The 14,871-nt window shown below is 55.6% G+C and carries 15 protein-coding genes; 7 read left to right on the top strand and 8 right to left on the bottom strand.

The genetic code is table 11. The annotated features are described in order from the left end of the window. Positions 1 to 62 precede the first annotated feature (62 nt). On the bottom strand, positions 63 to 1,598 hold the full coding sequence (gene gpmI, locus AQS70_RS01745) for a 2,3-bisphosphoglycerate-independent phosphoglycerate mutase (protein ID WP_055101219.1): 1,536 nt from the start codon (positions 1,596 to 1,598) through the stop codon (positions 63 to 65). A 147-nt stretch (positions 1,599 to 1,745) separates the two neighbouring features. Between gpmI and AQS70_RS01740 the strand changes: the two genes are divergently transcribed. The 3 genes from AQS70_RS01740 to secB are packed head-to-tail and all read left to right on the top strand — an operon-like array spanning position 1,746 to position 2,941. Beyond that, entirely contained in the window at positions 1,746 to 2,159 is a 414-nt protein-coding gene (locus AQS70_RS01740) for a rhodanese-like domain-containing protein (protein WP_055101218.1), read from the top strand. A 2-nt stretch (positions 2,160 to 2,161) separates the two neighbouring features. Next, entirely contained in the window at positions 2,162 to 2,416 is a 255-nt protein-coding gene (grxC, locus tag AQS70_RS01735) for a glutaredoxin 3 (RefSeq protein WP_055101217.1), read from the top strand. A gap of 39 nt (positions 2,417 to 2,455) precedes the next feature. Beyond that, positions 2,456 to 2,941, top strand: a complete 486-nt coding sequence (gene secB / locus AQS70_RS01730; RefSeq protein ID WP_055101216.1) for a protein-export chaperone SecB — start codon at positions 2,456 to 2,458, stop codon at positions 2,939 to 2,941. Positions 2,942 to 3,073: 132 nt separating this feature from the next. On the opposite strand, the gene trmL is transcribed toward secB, so the two are convergent. Beyond that, complete coding sequence (gene trmL / locus AQS70_RS01725) at positions 3,074 to 3,529, bottom strand: tRNA (uridine(34)/cytosine(34)/5-carboxymethylaminomethyluridine(34)-2'-O)-methyltransferase TrmL (RefSeq protein WP_055101215.1); 456 nt, start codon at positions 3,527 to 3,529, stop codon at positions 3,074 to 3,076. Between trmL and AQS70_RS01720 the strand changes: the two genes are divergently transcribed. After that, on the top strand, positions 3,528 to 3,965 hold the full coding sequence (locus tag AQS70_RS01720) for a hypothetical protein (RefSeq protein ID WP_055101214.1): 438 nt from the start codon (positions 3,528 to 3,530) through the stop codon (positions 3,963 to 3,965). The two genes, trmL and AQS70_RS01720, sit on opposite strands and share 2 nt — an antisense overlap. Positions 3,966 to 4,366: 401 nt before the next feature. Here AQS70_RS01720 and ntrC read toward each other — a convergent pair whose 3' ends face one another. The 5 genes from ntrC to glnA form a co-directional block, all read right to left on the bottom strand. Next, positions 4,367 to 5,800 (bottom strand): nitrogen regulation protein NR(I), encoded by a 1,434-nt coding sequence (gene ntrC, locus AQS70_RS01715; protein ID WP_055101213.1) that lies wholly within the window; start codon positions 5,798 to 5,800, stop codon positions 4,367 to 4,369. Beyond that, a complete protein-coding gene (gene glnL / locus AQS70_RS01710; RefSeq protein WP_055101212.1) occupies positions 5,797 to 6,882 on the bottom strand; it encodes a nitrogen regulation protein NR(II) in 1,086 nt (361 codons plus the stop codon). The genes ntrC and glnL overlap by 4 nt, the downstream gene beginning before the upstream one ends. Before the next feature lie 264 nt (positions 6,883 to 7,146). After that, positions 7,147 to 7,662, bottom strand: a complete 516-nt coding sequence (locus tag AQS70_RS01705) for a DUF4124 domain-containing protein (RefSeq protein ID WP_055101211.1) — start codon at positions 7,660 to 7,662, stop codon at positions 7,147 to 7,149. 7 nt (positions 7,663 to 7,669) lie between these two features. Then, the gene (locus tag AQS70_RS01700) at positions 7,670 to 8,089 is read right to left on the bottom strand and encodes a cupin domain-containing protein (protein WP_055101210.1); all 420 of its coding nucleotides are present in this window, start codon (positions 8,087 to 8,089) and stop codon (positions 7,670 to 7,672) included. Positions 8,090 to 8,263: 174 nt separating this feature from the next. Then, the gene (glnA, locus tag AQS70_RS01695; protein ID WP_048366777.1) at positions 8,264 to 9,670 is read right to left on the bottom strand and encodes a type I glutamate--ammonia ligase; all 1,407 of its coding nucleotides are present in this window, start codon (positions 9,668 to 9,670) and stop codon (positions 8,264 to 8,266) included. A 328-nt stretch (positions 9,671 to 9,998) separates the two neighbouring features. Between glnA and thiI the strand changes: the two genes are divergently transcribed. Beyond that, the gene (thiI, locus tag AQS70_RS01690) at positions 9,999 to 11,453 is read left to right on the top strand and encodes a tRNA uracil 4-sulfurtransferase ThiI (RefSeq protein ID WP_055101209.1); all 1,455 of its coding nucleotides are present in this window, start codon (positions 9,999 to 10,001) and stop codon (positions 11,451 to 11,453) included. Between the two features lie 139 nt (positions 11,454 to 11,592). Then, complete coding sequence (gene typA, locus AQS70_RS01685; protein WP_048366775.1) at positions 11,593 to 13,413, top strand: translational GTPase TypA; 1,821 nt, start codon at positions 11,593 to 11,595, stop codon at positions 13,411 to 13,413. Positions 13,414 to 13,660: 247 nt separating this feature from the next. Here the strand turns inward: typA and AQS70_RS01680 are convergent, their stop codons facing one another. Continuing rightward, positions 13,661 to 14,095, bottom strand: a complete 435-nt coding sequence (locus tag AQS70_RS01680; protein ID WP_055101220.1) for a YkgJ family cysteine cluster protein — start codon at positions 14,093 to 14,095, stop codon at positions 13,661 to 13,663. Positions 14,096 to 14,351: 256 nt separating this feature from the next. On the opposite strand from AQS70_RS01680, the gene AQS70_RS01675 reads away from it, so the two are divergent. After that, a partial coding sequence (locus AQS70_RS01675; RefSeq protein ID WP_162233861.1) for a glycogen/starch/alpha-glucan phosphorylase occupies positions 14,352 to 14,871 on the top strand: 520 nt, incomplete at its 3' end.

Raw genomic sequence — 14,871 nt, 5'->3', positions numbered from 1 at the left:
ATCTTTTGATCTTTAAAAACAAAAGATCGCAGCCTGCGGCAGCTCCTATAGAGGCTAAGTGCTTACGCGTCGACCAAGATACTGGTGCCGGTCATTTCTGCAGGCTGTGGCAGCTCCAGTAACTTGAGCAAGGTCGGTGCGACGTCAGCCAGCACGCCCCCTTCGCGAACCTTGAGTGCACGCTTGCCGACATAGATGAACGGTACGGGTTCGCAGGTGTGGGCGGTGTGCGCCTGGCCTGTGGATTCGTCTTCCATTTGTTCAACGTTGCCGTGGTCGGCGGTGATCAGTGCTTCGCCCCCGACTTTGTCCAATGCCTCAACAATTCGGCCGACGCAAGCGTCCAAGCACTCAACGGCTTTAACCGCCGCGTCGAATACGCCGCTGTGGCCGACCATGTCGCCGTTGGCGTAGTTGACGACAATCACGTCGTAACGCTGATTTTCGATGGCATCGACGATTTTGTCAGTGACTTCGGGGGCGCTCATTTCGGGTTGCAGGTCGTAGGTCGCAACTTTTGGCGACGGCACCAAAATACGCTCTTCGCCTGGGAACGGTTCTTCGCGACCACCGGAGAAAAAGAACGTCACATGGGCGTACTTTTCGGTTTCGGCAATGCGCAGTTGGGTTTTGCCGTTTTTCGCCAGGTAATCACCGAGTACATTTTCCAAGCTGCCCGGCGCGAAAGCGCTAGGGGCCGGAATGCTGGCAGCGTATTGGGTCAGCATGACGAAGCCGGCCAATTTTGGTTGGCGGGCGCGTTCGAAATCGTTGAAACCATCTTCAACAAATACGCGGGTCAGTTCGCGGGCACGGTCGGCACGGAAGTTCATGAAGACCACAGCGTCGCCGTCTTCAACGGTCACCGGTTCGCCAATGGTAGTGGCTTTGACGAACTCATCGCTTTCGCCGCGGGCATAGGCGGCCTCAAGACCTTCTTGCGCAGTGGCGGCGTTGAATTCGCCTTTACCGTCGACGATCAGGTTGTAGGCTTGCGCCACACGGTCCCAACGGTTGTCGCGGTCCATGGCGAAGTAGCGGCCAATCAAGCTGGCAATCCGGCCTTTGCCGAGGTCTTTGAAGGCTTCGTCCAGCAGTTCGATCGACGAAGCAGCGCTTTTAGGCGGTGTGTCGCGACCATCGAGGAAGGCGTGCAGATAAATTTTTTCAGCGCCGCGCTTGAAGGCCAGCTCAGCCATCGCGATCAAGTGATCCTGATGGCTGTGAACGCCGCCATCTGACAGCAGGCCCATGATATGTACGGCCTTACCCGCGCCGACAGCTTTATCAACCGCGGCGCAAATGGTTGGGTTCTCGAAGAACTCACCGTCGCGGATCGACTTAGTGATGCGGGTGAAGTCCTGATAAACCACGCGGCCAGCGCCGAGGTTCATGTGGCCGACCTCGGAGTTACCCATTTGGCCGTCCGGCAGCCCGACATCCATGCCCGAACCCGAGATCAGGCCGTTTGGCATGCTCGCACAGAGACGATCGAGCACCGGTTTTTTGGCCGAATAGACGGCGTTGTATTCGTGGCTTTCACTGTGACCGAAGCCATCCAGGATGATCAGGATCAGAGGTTTTGGCGTGGTAGTCATAGATCCCACTCGTGGCGTGGTTAATAGAAGTAAGACAAAGATGCGCAGTTTAATGCGAAGTTCCGGTGCCGTCACCGCCGGGCGGGGTTTGGCGGGCCAAGGCGGCTGTGTATACTGGCCCACATTTTCACGCCCTGGAACCTTCTGATGGTTGATCACCTGATTGCATTTGCCACTTCTCACTATCTGCTTGTTGGCGCGTTTGTCATCTTGTTGGCGTTGTTGATCGCCCATGAGGTGAGCCGCGGTGGACGTAGCGTCAGCACCGGCGAACTGACCGGTCTGGTCAATCGCGACGAAGGTGTGGTGATTGATATTCGCCCGGCCAAAGACTTTGCTGCTGGCCACATCGTGGGTGCACTGAACATCCCGCAAGACAAACTCATGGCTCGCGTTGCCGAGCTGGACAAACACAAGGGCAAGACCCTGATTTTGGTTGATGCTGCTGGCCAACACTCTGGCACTCACGCTCGCGAGCTGCTTAAAACGGGCTATAAAGCCGCTAAGCTGTCCGGCGGTATTGCTTCTTGGCGTGCAGATAACCTGCCTGTGGTGAAGTAATTATGTCCAAGGTCATCGTGTATTCCAGCGACTACTGCCCTTATTGCATGCGAGCCAAAGCTTTGCTTGAGAAAAAGGGTGTTGCCTTCGAAGAAATCAAAGTCGACGGCAAACCTCAAGTTCGTGCAGAAATGACTCACAAGGCTGGTCAAACATCGGTCCCGCAAATCTGGATCGGCGCCAAGCATGTGGGTGGATGCGATGACCTGTTTGCTTTGGAACGCGCAGGTAAATTAGATGCGCTGCTGAGCGTCTGACTCTCATTCTCTAAGCCCCACGTTTATCAAGGATCTGTGATGACTGACCAACAGAACACCGCTGCTGTTAGCGATGAAGACACTTCTCCACAATTTTCCCTGCAGCGTATTTATGTACGTGATCTGTCGTTTGAAGCGCCTAAAAGCCCGGCGATCTTCCGTCAGCAGTGGGAGCCGAGTGTTGCTCTAGACCTGAACACCCGCCAAAAGCCACTGGAAGATGACTTCTTCGAAGTGGTTCTGACGCTGTCGGTTACTGTGAAAAACGGTGAAGAAGTCGCCTTTATTGCTGAGGTTCAACAGGCTGGGATTTTCCTGATCAAAAACCTTGATCAAGCCTCGATGAGCCATACACTGGGCGCGTTCTGCCCGAACCTGTTGTTCCCGTATGCGCGTGAAACGCTGGACAGCCTGGTTGTCCGTGGTTCGTTCCCGGCGCTGATGCTGGCTCCAGTGAACTTCGATGCTCTGTACGCGCAAGAAATGCAGCGCATGCAGGAAGAAGGCGCCGCGACTGTTCAGTAACAGTTGAAGCGACACAAAAAAGCGCCGAACAGGCGCTTTTTTTATGGGCAAAACCTACATCTGTAGGAGCTGCCGCAGGCTGCGATCTTTTAAAGGATCGCAGCCTGCGGCAGCTCCGGGAGAGATTGAGGGTTATTTAAACCCCAACTGGCGCCACGCTTCGTACACCGCCACGGCGACAGTGTTCGACAGGTTCAAGCTGCGGCAGCCTTCGCGCATTGGCAGGCGCAGGCGATGATCGGCGTCTTGCGCATCCAGCACTTCAGGCGGCAAACCACGGCTTTCAGGGCCGAAGATAAAGGCGTCCCCCTCTGCAAATTGAACATCGTGGAACGGCCGTGAGCCTTTGGTGGTAAAAGCAAACAGGCGCGGGTGGCCCAGGCTTTCTAGGCAACTGGCTAGGTCGGCGTGGCGCTTGAGCGGCGCGTACTCATGATAATCCAAGCCCGCTCGGCGTAAGCGCTTGTCGTCCAGCTCAAAACCGATAGGCTCGATCAAGTGCAGGTGGCAGCCGCTGTTGGCGCAGAGCCTGATAATGTTGCCGGTATTCGGCGGAATCTCTGGTTGGAAGAGGATGACGTGAAACATGCACGGCTCCGAATATAAAGATGGGCAGCATTCTACGCCTGAAGAAGACCCAAGGCCGAAACAATGGCCACGTGTTTTAGGTTCTTTGGCGATAGTCGCCATGATGGTCGGGATGATGATTGGTCGTTTGACGGCGCCCGACCCGACGCAGTTGCAACAAATAGACGTCCAGCCGCACGGTTTGGTGGTGTGGTTTAACAATGAGCCCACGCTTCACGGTGAGTGGGTGGATGGGACGTTAAGGATGATGCTTGCGGCCAAGGGCCAGCCGCAAAACGGTCAGCTTAAACTGAACGGCAAAGACGTGAACTGGCGGGTGAGTCAAATGGATGCAGGCCTGATGCTGACCTTCGTGGCGGCCCGCGCCTTGAAGGGCGATTGGGCCGGTACGCCGCAAGATGGGCGCTGGCGATTGCAGGTGAACCTGCAAGAGTAATAAAAGAGGGAATTCCAGCCTGCCTGTACTGGGTTCCCTAAAAGCGCTGTGCGCCTTGATGCAAAAGGCATCAAGGCTGCGGTGTAAAAGTGGGGAGTCTTGGCCTGCCTGTACCAAGGTCCCCTAAACCGATGTTGCTTAGGTATTAGGGTTATTGCAGGGCGCGTGCCAGCTTTTTAGTTTTGTCTTTATTTTCTATGTAATAACGCAAAAGCCCCGAAAAACGGGGCTTTTGGTTGTGGTCTTGGCGGCTGGTGAGAGGTCGTCACAACGGTTTAAGCCGTGGCGTGCACGCAAGTAGGGCGTATTGCTTGAAGGTGGTGCGTGGCAAGAGCGGGGTAGGCGCTGGCGTCGGCTGCGATCTTTAGCGTGTAAAGATCAAAAGATCGCAGCCTGCGATTTCAGGCTTCGTCGCCGTCGTCCTCGTCGCCGTCGATTTTCATGCCCAGCTCTTTGATCTTGCGGGTCAAGGTGTTGCGACCCCAGCCCAGCAGAACCGCTGCATCGCGGCGGCGGCCTGCGGTGTGCTTGAGTGCGGTCTCGATCATGATGCGTTCAAAGGTCGGGACTGCACTGTCGAGTAGGTTGGACTGGCCGCGACCAAGCGCTTGGTCTGCCCATTGACGCAATGCTTGCTCCCAGTTGGTGATCGGGGACGCGTCTTGGTGCAGGTTCAAGAGTTCTGGTGGCAAGTCACTGATGTGCACTTCACGGCCCGAAGCCATCACCGTGATCCAGCGACAGGTGTTTTCAAGCTGACGAACGTTGCCAGGCCAAGGCAGGTTTCTCAGGTACTGCTCGGTTTCGGCTTTTAGCAGTTTTGGCTCAACCGACAACTCTTGCGCCGCACTGCTGAGAAAATGCCGAGCAAGGGTCGGGATGTCTTCACGACGATCCGAGAGACGCGGGATGTGGATGCGGATCACGTTCAGACGATGAAACAAGTCTTCACGGAACTTGCCAGCCTGCACTAGAGTTTCGAGGTTCTGATGGGTGGCGGCAATGATGCGCACGTCTACTTTGACCGGAATATGCCCGCCCACACGGTAGAACTCGCCATCGGCCAGTACACGCAGCAGGCGCGTTTGGGTGTCAGCCGGCATATCGCCAATTTCGTCCAAGAACAACGTGCCGCCGTCAGCTTGCTCAAAACGGCCACGGCGCAGGTTGGCAGCGCCGGTAAAAGCGCCTTTTTCATGGCCGAACAGCTCGGACTCCATCAAATCTTTGGGGATCGCTGCCATGTTTAAAGCAATAAAAGGGGCGGCGGCTCGCGGGCTGTGTCGATGCAGCGCGTGGGCAACCAGCTCTTTGCCGGTCCCGGATTCGCCGTTGATCAGTACCGTAATGTTGGAGTGGCTGAGGCGGCCAATAGCGCGGAACACCTCCTGCATGGCTGGCGCTTCACCAATGATCTCGGGGGTAGGCGCAGCGGCGGGAGCCACGGACAAGCCTTGTTGTTCTTGGGCATGCTGGTTAGCGCGCTTGACCAGCGACACAGCCTCGTCAACGTCAAACGGTTTGGGCAGGTATTCAAACGCGCCACCTTGGTAGGACGCAACGGCGCTGTCCAAGTCTGAATGTGCGGTCATGATGATCACGGGCAGGCGAGGGTGCTGCGCACGGATCTTGGCCAGCAGGTCTAGGCCGCTAGCGCCCGGCATGCGAATGTCAGAAATGATCACATCAGGCTGCTGACGTGCCAAGCGGCTCATCACCCCATCGGCGCTGTCGAAGCTCTGCGTGGTCATGCCTTCTTGTTGTAAGGCTTTTTCCAGGACCCAACGGATTGAACGGTCGTCGTCGACGATCCACACGGTTTCACTTCGGCTCATGTCGATGCGGCTCCTTGTTCCAGTGGTAGAAAGATCGAGAAGAGTGTGTGGCCAGGTTGGCTTTCACACTCGATCAACCCCTGGTGCTGACTAATGATGTTCTGGGTGATGGCAAGCCCCAGCCCGGTGCCATCAGGGCGGCCGCTGACCATCGGGAAAAATAGGGTGTCTTGCAGTTCGGCTGGAATGCCCGGGCCGTTGTCGATGATTTCAATTTTGGTCACCAAGCGATGGCGCACATGGCCAATGGTGAACTGGCGCATAGCACGGGTACGCAAGGTGATGCGGCCCAGGCGAAGTTCATTACGACTGCTGATGGCCTGCATGGCGTTACGCACAATATTGAGCACAGCTTGGATCATTTGTTCACGGTCGATCAGCAGGTCGGGCAGGCTCGGGTCGTAGTCGCGTACCAACGTGATGTCGCCCTGGGTTTCGGCTTCGACCAGATTGCAAACGCGCTCCAGCACTTCATGCACGTTGGTCATGGCCAGTGAAGGCAACTTGTTGGAGCCCAGCATGCGGTCGACCAAATTACGCAGGCGGTCGGCTTCTTCAATGATGACATTGGTGTAGTCGCGCAGGTTTTCATCGGGCAGTTGGCGCGCCAGTAGCTGGGCGGCGCCGCGAATCCCCCCTAACGGATTCTTGATTTCGTGCGCCAGACCGCGGACCAGCATCTTGCTGGTTTCTTGCTTGGACAGCTGCGCTTCTTCTTTAGTGATGCGCAGCAGTCGATCGCGCGGATGAACCTCCAGCAGCAGCATGGTGCCAGTGGTGCTCAAGATCGGCGTTACGGCGTAATCCACGGTGAGGGTCTGACCGGTAGTAGATGTCAGCAGCGCCTCGCGTTTGGTAAACGGGTGGGCTTGCTCAACGGCCAGCCGCAGCGATTGCAGGGCTTCATTAGTCTCGGTGAACAATTCGCTGATGAACTGCCCGTGGCTACGTTGCCCACTGATAGCCAGCAGCATTTCCGCCGCCGGATTCATGTATTCAAGGCGCAGAGCGTCATTGAGTAACAACGTGGCGGTGGTCAGGTTGTCGAGTAATAGTCGGTGCAGGGCATCACTGATGGTCATGGGGCGATCCCGAATTACGTGCGCGGGGTAGGCGCTGGTGCAAGGAAAATGCAAAAAACAAACCAAGGCTCCGAAAAGAAGCGCAAATGCCCTGAAATAAGGAGTTACAGCACCTGAAGGTGGCGCGTTTGCTCTATTTGATCGTTGTTTTGAACCAAAGTGGGCTGGTGAGAGCGTGATCGCGCAGCTATCGCACCAATATAGTGCAACCTAGCTGAATAGATTCAGTTTCTGCCAAAAACGATTGCGCTTAACTTATGTGAGCTAGTGCAGGCGCGAACGTTGAAGATAAAACGACACCGTTGGGCTCTGCTGCAGGGTGTGGTGCCCGGCCATTACCTTGAACGACAGTCGATGTTCTCCACGATCAACAGTGTTTAATTGAAGGGCTGTTTCCGCACTGGCTGGGCCGTAGGGTTGGTCGTCGAGAAACCATTGCAGGCTGTGTTGGGAATGCAAGGACGGAGTGAGGGTGGCGTGCACCCTGAAGCTCCCGTTGTTGGCACGCAGCGCTTGGTCAGCGGGCAAACCGCTGATGCTTAGCACGCTATAAACGGCATGGGTGGGCTCCTGCTCGGGCAGCAGCTGTTGCGGGTTGTCAGGGAGCGCGTTGGGCAGCGCGGGTTGGCGGTTAAGTGGAGCAAGGGTGATTGCCTCGCTGCCTGCCGAGTCACGAGGTGTATCGCTGTAGTGAATAGTGCCGTAGGCATCGAGGTATTTGTACACCTGCGCGCTTGCGGGCAGTGCAAGTAGCCAGAGCAGCCCTAAGAAGTAACGCACAAGTCGTTTACTGCGACAGTGGCATGCCTGCACCGCCTGCGTAGAACACGATCAATTCAACCTGTTTATTACCGCTGATTCCACGATGCTCGGTTTGAACAACTTCGGGCAGAACCTGGCCGGGTTTGAGTGTGGTCATGTGTTTGCCGTCACGGGTTTCAACTCGTAACTCGCCCGACAACACATAAGCAACGTTGGGCATAGGGTGAGTGTGCCAATTGAGTGCAGTGTTGGCGGGGATAGTGATTTTGAGCACGGTAATTTCAGGTTGGCCAGCCGGGTATGGGGCGTAAGGTGACCCATCCCATGAGTGATCGGTTTTGAGCAGTTGTTCGACGTTGACGCTAGGCTTTTTGCTGGTGCAGCCCAGCAAGATCAGGCAGGACAGTGAGAGCAGTAAGGCTTTGAGTGGCGTGATCAGCGTCATGGTGGCGTCCTAGTAATGAGTGGCCTCACGTTACAGATCGCGCTTTGAAATGGCTGTCGGGCTTGAAGGAGATATTGATCGGGCTTTACGGACGAAGATGTAAGACGTTACGCATAAAAAAGGCCTCCCGAAGGAGGCCTTTCAGATCACGCCGCTAGTGCGGGTGACACTGGATTAGCAGCTGTAGTACAGCTCGTATTCCAGTGGGTGTACGAAGGTACGTACTTTGATTTCTTCTTCGCTTTTCAGCGCGATGTAAGCGTCGATGAAGTCGTCGCTGAAAACGCCGCCTTTGGTCAAGAACGCACGACCTTTGTCCAGCTCTTCCAGGGCTTCTTTCAGGCTGCCACACACTTGTGGGATCTGCTTGGCCTCTTCTGGCGGCAGGTCATACAGGTTTTTGTCAGCGGCGTCGCCAGGGTGGATCTTGTTCTGGATACCGTCCAAGCCAGCCATCAGCAGTGCTGCGAAGCACAGGTACGGGTTGGCAGCTGGATCCGGGAAACGTGCTTCGATACGGCGAGCTTTAGGGCTGGACACGTAAGGAATACGGATCGAGGCAGAGCGGTTGCGAGCCGAGTATGCCAGCATCACAGGTGCTTCGAAGCCTGGAACCAGACGCTTGTAGGAGTTGGTTGCCGGGTTGGTGAAGCCGTTCAGAGCCTTACCGTGCTTGATGATGCCGCCGATGAAGTACAGGGCGGTGTCGGACAGACCGGCATAGCCTTCGCCTGCGAAGGTGTTCTTGCCATCTTTCCAGATAGACATGTGAACGTGCATGCCCGAGCCGTTATCGCCATACAGCGGCTTAGGCATGAATGTCGCGGTGCGGCCGTAAGCATCGGCAACGTTGTGCACAACGTATTTCAGGGTCTGGGTTTCGTCGGCTTTCTTCACCAAGGTGTTGAACTTGACGCCGATTTCGTTCTGGCCGGCAGTCGCCACTTCGTGGTGGTGAACTTCAACGGTCAGGCCCATTTCTTCCAGTGCGCTGCACATGGAGGTACGGATTTCGTGGTCGTGGTCGAACGGTGGAACTGGGAAGTAACCGCCTTTGACGCCTGGACGGTGACCTTTGTTGCCGCCTTCGATGTCTTGGTCGGACATCCACGAGCCTTGCTCGGAGTAAATTTTGAACATCGAGCCAGAAATGTCCGACTTGAATTTTACCGAGTCAAAAATGAAGAACTCTGGCTCCGGGCCTGCGAATACGGTGTCGCCGATGCCGGTGGCTTTCAGGTGCTCTTCAGCGCGCTTGGCGATTGCACGCGGGTCACGGTCGTAACCTTGCATGCTCGAAGGTTCGATGATGTCGCACACCAGGATCAGCGTTGGCTGTTCGGTGAACGGGTCCAGAACGGCCGTGCTGTCGTCTGGCAGCAGGATCATGTCGGACGCTTCGATGCCTTTCCAGCCAGCAATGGAGGAACCGTCGAACATTTTGCCGTCGGTGAAGAAGTCTTCATCCAGCGCATCACGGGCCGGCATGGTCACGTGATGTTGAGTGCCCTTGGTGTCAGTGAAGCGCAGATCAATCCATTTGACGTCATGATCTTTGATGAGTTGAACCGACTTCGACATAGTGTCCTCCGGGGTGGCTTGCTTAGGGCGGGTAGTAGAGTCGCCCTTGATAAGTGGTTGATGCCGGCGCGAATACTCTGCCAAGGCAACCTGCCTCACAAGGGAGCAAATTGCATGCCAGTGCCCCGACTTGCCCCAATCTCAAGCAGAGTAAGGCTGAGGCCCCATGATTTAGGGGGTTAGACGCACTCAAATGAAGCGAAAAGGTTGTCATTTGCTCCATTTTGGTGCGACGAAAACCGTTTGTACGATAACTGGTTAAACCTTGAGCAATTTCCGCTATAATCCGCGCCCCCCTTTTTTGGCAGGCTGCTCGCGCGCTGTTTTCATGAAACTTATTGTTAAAGTCTTCCCCGAGATCACTATCAAGAGCCGCCCGGTTCGGATGCGTTTCGTCCGTCAATTGGCTAAAAACATCCGTGCTGTGCTCCGCGATTTGGACCCGGCTGTGGTAGTGACCGGCGTGTGGGACAACATTGAGTTGCAAACCCGTGTCAGCGACCCCAAAGCCTTGAAGGAGATGACTGAGCGCTTAAGCTGCATGCCGGGCATCGCGCATTTCCTGCAAGTTGACGAGTACCCGTTGGGCGACTTCGACGACGTCGTTGAAAAGTGCAAATTGCATTACGGCGATGTCTTGGCGGGCAAGATTTTTTCGGTGCGTTGCAAGCGTGGCGGCAAGCACTCATTCACCTCGATGGAAATCGAGAAATACGTCGGCAGCAAGCTACGTCGTGAGTGTGGGGCGGCCGGTATTGACCTGAAAAAGCCCGAAATTGAAGTCCGCTTCGAAATTCGCGACCAACGGTTGTTTGTGATTCACAGCCAGCACGACAGCATCGGCGGTTTCCCGCTGGGCTCGCTGGAACAGACACTGGTATTGATGTCGGGTGGTTTCGATTCAACCGTGGCGGCCTACCAAGTGATGCGCCGCGGTCTGATGAGCCACTTTTGCTTCTTCAACCTAGGTGGCCGTGCCCATGAACTGGGCGTGATGGAAGTCGCGCACTATATATGGAAGAAGTACGGCAGCTCGCAACGCGTGCTGTTTGTGAGTGTTCCATTCGAAGAAGTGCTGGGTGAAATTCTCGGCAAAGTCGATAACGGTCATATGGGCGTCATTTTGAAGCGTATGATGTTGCGCGCTGCGTCCCGTATTGCGGACCGGCTCGACATTGACGCGCTGGTCACTGGAGAGGCGATCTCTCAGGTGTCCAGCCAGACGTTGCCTAATCTGTCGGTGATCGACTGCGTGACTGACAAGCTGGTCTTGCGCCCGTTGGTCGCTAGCCACAAGCAAGACATCATTGATCAGGCGACGGAAATCGGCACCGCTGATTTTGCCAAGCACATGCCTGAATATTGCGGGGTGATTTCGGTTAACCCCAAAACCCACGCTAAGCGCCCGCGTGTGGAATATGAAGAACAACAGTTTGATATGGCCGTGCTTGAGCGTGCGCTTGAGCGGGCCAAACTGGTGCCGATTGATCGAGTGATCGACGAGTTGGGCCAGGACTTGCAAGTCGAAGAAGTCAGCGAAGTGCTGGCGGGCCAGATCATTATCGACATCCGTCACCCGGATGCTCAGGAAGATCAGCCGCTGGAACTGGCTGGCATCGAAGTACAAGCGTTGCCGTTCTATGCACTGAACAGCCGCTTCAAGGAGCTGGATGACACACGCCAGTACCTGTTGTATTGCGACAAAGGCGTGATGAGTCGCCTGCATGCCCACCATTTGCTCAGTGAGGGGCATGCCAATGTGCGCGTTTATCGACCGAGCTAAGAGCCCGGGGCTGTTTGCCTGTGGCCTGCGTCACCGGCCCCCCGACGCCACCGTCAAGTTGTAACGGCAAGGCCTGACTCTACTGTTAATCGCTGCCACGACCTGTCAGCACACCGAATCCTCTGATCGAGATACACAAGTGATCGAAAATCTACGCAACATCGCCATCATCGCCCACGTTGACCACGGTAAAACCACCCTGGTAGACAAACTCTTGCGTCAATCCGGCACTCTGGAGCGCGGCGAGCTCAACGACGAGCGCGTGATGGACTCCAACGACCAGGAGAAAGAGCGCGGTATTACCATTTTGGCGAAAAACACCGCCATCAACTGGAACGGCTACCACATCAACATCGTGGACACCCCGGGCCACGCCGACTTCGGCGGCGAAGTAGAACGCGTAATGTCGATGGTTGACTCCGTTCTGCTGCTGGTTGACGCTCAAGACGGCCCTATGCCGCAAACTCGTTTCGTGACCAAAAAGGCTTTTGAAGCTGGCCTGCGTCCAATCGTGGTTATCAACAAGGTTGACCGTCCAGGCGCGCGTCCTGATTGGGTTCTGGACCAGATCTTCGATCTGTTCGACAACCTGGGTGCTACCGAAGAACAGCTGGACTTCAAAGTGGTTTACGCCTCTGCCCTGAACGGTATTGCTGGTCTTGACCACACCGACATGGCTGAAGACATGACCCCGCTGTACCAGTCGATTGTCGACAACGTACCGGCGCCGGCTGTAGACCGTGATGGTCCGTTCCAGATGCAAATCTCGGCACTGGACTACAACAGCTTCCTGGGCATTATCGGTGTTGGCCGTATCGCTCGTGGTCGCGTTAAGCCGAACACCCCGGTTGTGGCCATCGACGCTGACGGCAAGCGCCGTAACGGTCGTATCCTGAAGCTGATGGGTCACCACGGTCTGCACCGTGTAGACGTGGAAGAAGCTGCGGCAGGCGACATCGTTTGCATCAGCGGTATGGACTCGCTGTTCATCTCCGACACGCTGTGCGACCCGCTGAACGTTGAAGCGATGAAGCCGTTGACCGTCGACGAGCCAACCGTTTCCATGACCTTCCAGGTAAACGACTCGCCATTCTGCGGTAAAGAAGGCAAGTTCGTGACGTCCCGTAACATCAAGGAACGTCTGGACAAAGAGCTGCTGTACAACGTTGCACTGCGCGTTGAAGAAGGCGACTCGGCTGACAAGTTCAAAGTATCTGGCCGTGGCGAACTGCACCTGTCGGTACTGATCGAAACCATGCGTCGTGAAGGCTTCGAAATGGGCGTTGGTCGTCCAGAAGTAATCATCCGCTTGGTTGACGGCGTTAAGCACGAACCGTTTGAAAACGTCACCATCGACCTGCCAGAAGAATCTCAGGGCAAGGTGATGGAAGAGATGGGTCTGCGTAAGGGCGACCTGACCAACATGGTGCCGGATGGTAAAGGCCGTGTTCGTCTGGAATACAACATCCCTGCTCGTGGTCTGATCGGTTTCCGTAACCAGTTCCTGACCCTGACCAACGGTGCTGGCATCCTGACCTCGATCTTCGACCGTTACGACGTGATGAAGTCGGGCCAAATGTCTGGCCGTCAGAACGGCGTACTGGTTTCGGTTGAAACTGGCAAGGCGCTGACCTACTCCCTGGAAACTCTGCAAGCACGCGGCAAGCTGTTTGTTGAGCACGGTCAAGAGATCTACAACGGTCAAATCGTTGGTCTGAACAGCCGTGACACCGACATGGGTGTTAACCCTACCAAGGGTAAGAAGCTCGACAACATGCGTGCTTCGGGTAAAGACGAAACCATCGCTCTGGTTCCGCCTGTTCGCTTCACTCTGGAACAAGCACTGGAATTCATCCAGGACGACGAGCTGTGCGAAGTAACACCTAAGTCCATCCGTCTTCGTAAGAAGATCCTGGACGAAGGCGAGCGTACCCGCGCTGCTAAAAAAGCCAAAAACTAAGTCACTTAGTTAGCGGTTACAAAAACGCCCCCGGCCTTGCGGTTGGGGGCGTTTTTTTATGCGCGGGATTTAACCGCTGCGATTGCCTCTTTATGATCTTTTTTGTGTCATCTACGTTGCTGCGGTCACAACCGGCGCTGCTTCTGCTTTTGGTAGGAGCTGCCGTAGGCTGCGATCTTTTGATCGTTAAAAAACCAAAGATCGCAGCCTGCGGCAGCTCCTACAGGGATTTGATGTGTGCAGGCCTTTAAAAATCCAACAACCGCTCACTGCTGTTTTTACGCTCAACGGCTTTGGGCACGTACGCACAATACCCAGGGCGCGGGCCCACGCGTGGGTGGTTGCGGCAGGTGTCGGGGCGTTTGTCGTAGATGGTGCACATGCGCGACTTGCGGTCCAGGTACAGGCAATCGCTATTGCTCATGCGTTGCAGGGTAAAGATCCCTGACTTCTGGTTGAAACGCTCAACGATCCCTTCTTTTTGCAGGCGTTTGGCGATGTTTTTCGGCGGGTCACCGAGTTCGAACTCATCGACCAAGCCAATGCGGATCAAGTCTTTGACCTTGACCTCAACCGGCAAGGTGCAGCAGCTGGAAATGCAGGAGCCGCACATGGGCGCGGAGTACTTGGCCCAGGTATCGAGACGGTCGATCTCTGCGGCGGCAATCAGGTTGGACTTCATCGGGCGGTTATTCCAGCGTGCATCAGGGCGCGCGATCATACCGGGGTTGACGAAAGAGTGAATCACCATTTGCCGGTTTTTTGTACAAAGCTTGTTTTGAGGCGTTTAGCTGGCGGTTTGCATCGTTTTGGGGCGTTGTGGGTTTTGTCAGCGTTTGATGAAAAAAGCGCGAATCATCGCGCGTTCTGCCTGTCGAACGGTCTAGTCTCTCATCACCCGTTCTTCTAATCGCTCCATCTCGCTAGAGGTTGTAACGATGTCCCAGGAACCGCTTGTTCGTGACGCGCAGGTGGCGGCTTTTCGTGCTGCCGTGCTAGCCAAACTAACTTACGCGGTGGGTAAGGACCCGGATCACGCGTTTGATCATGACTGGTTTGAAGCCATTGCACTGGCCGCCCGCGACCACATGGTCGAACACTGGATGGACCACACGCGGCAGATTTATCGTAAAGACCAGAAGCGGGTGTACTACCTGTCATTGGAGTTTTTGATCGGCCGTTTGCTCTACGACAGCCTGAGCAACTTGGGCTTGCTGGATATCGCACGTGAGGCTTTGACCGAACTGGGCGTGGATTTGGAGCGCATTCGGCTATTGGAGCCAGATGCGGCTTTGGGTAACGGCGGTCTGGGCCGCTTGGCCGCATGTTTTATGGAGAGCATGTCGACCCTTGGCATCGCCGCTCACGGTTATGGCATCCGTTATGAACACGGGCTGTTTCGGCAGAGCATCGTCGACGGCTGGCAACAAGAGCAAACTGAAAACTGGCTCGACTTCG

The sequence above is a fragment of the Pseudomonas endophytica genome, from assembly GCF_001411475.1.
GTDB classification, from domain to species: Bacteria; Pseudomonadota; Gammaproteobacteria; order Pseudomonadales; family Pseudomonadaceae; genus Aquipseudomonas; species Aquipseudomonas endophytica.
The sequence above is the reverse complement of the archived record's forward strand: the minus strand, read 5'-3'. Positions and strand labels throughout refer to the sequence as shown.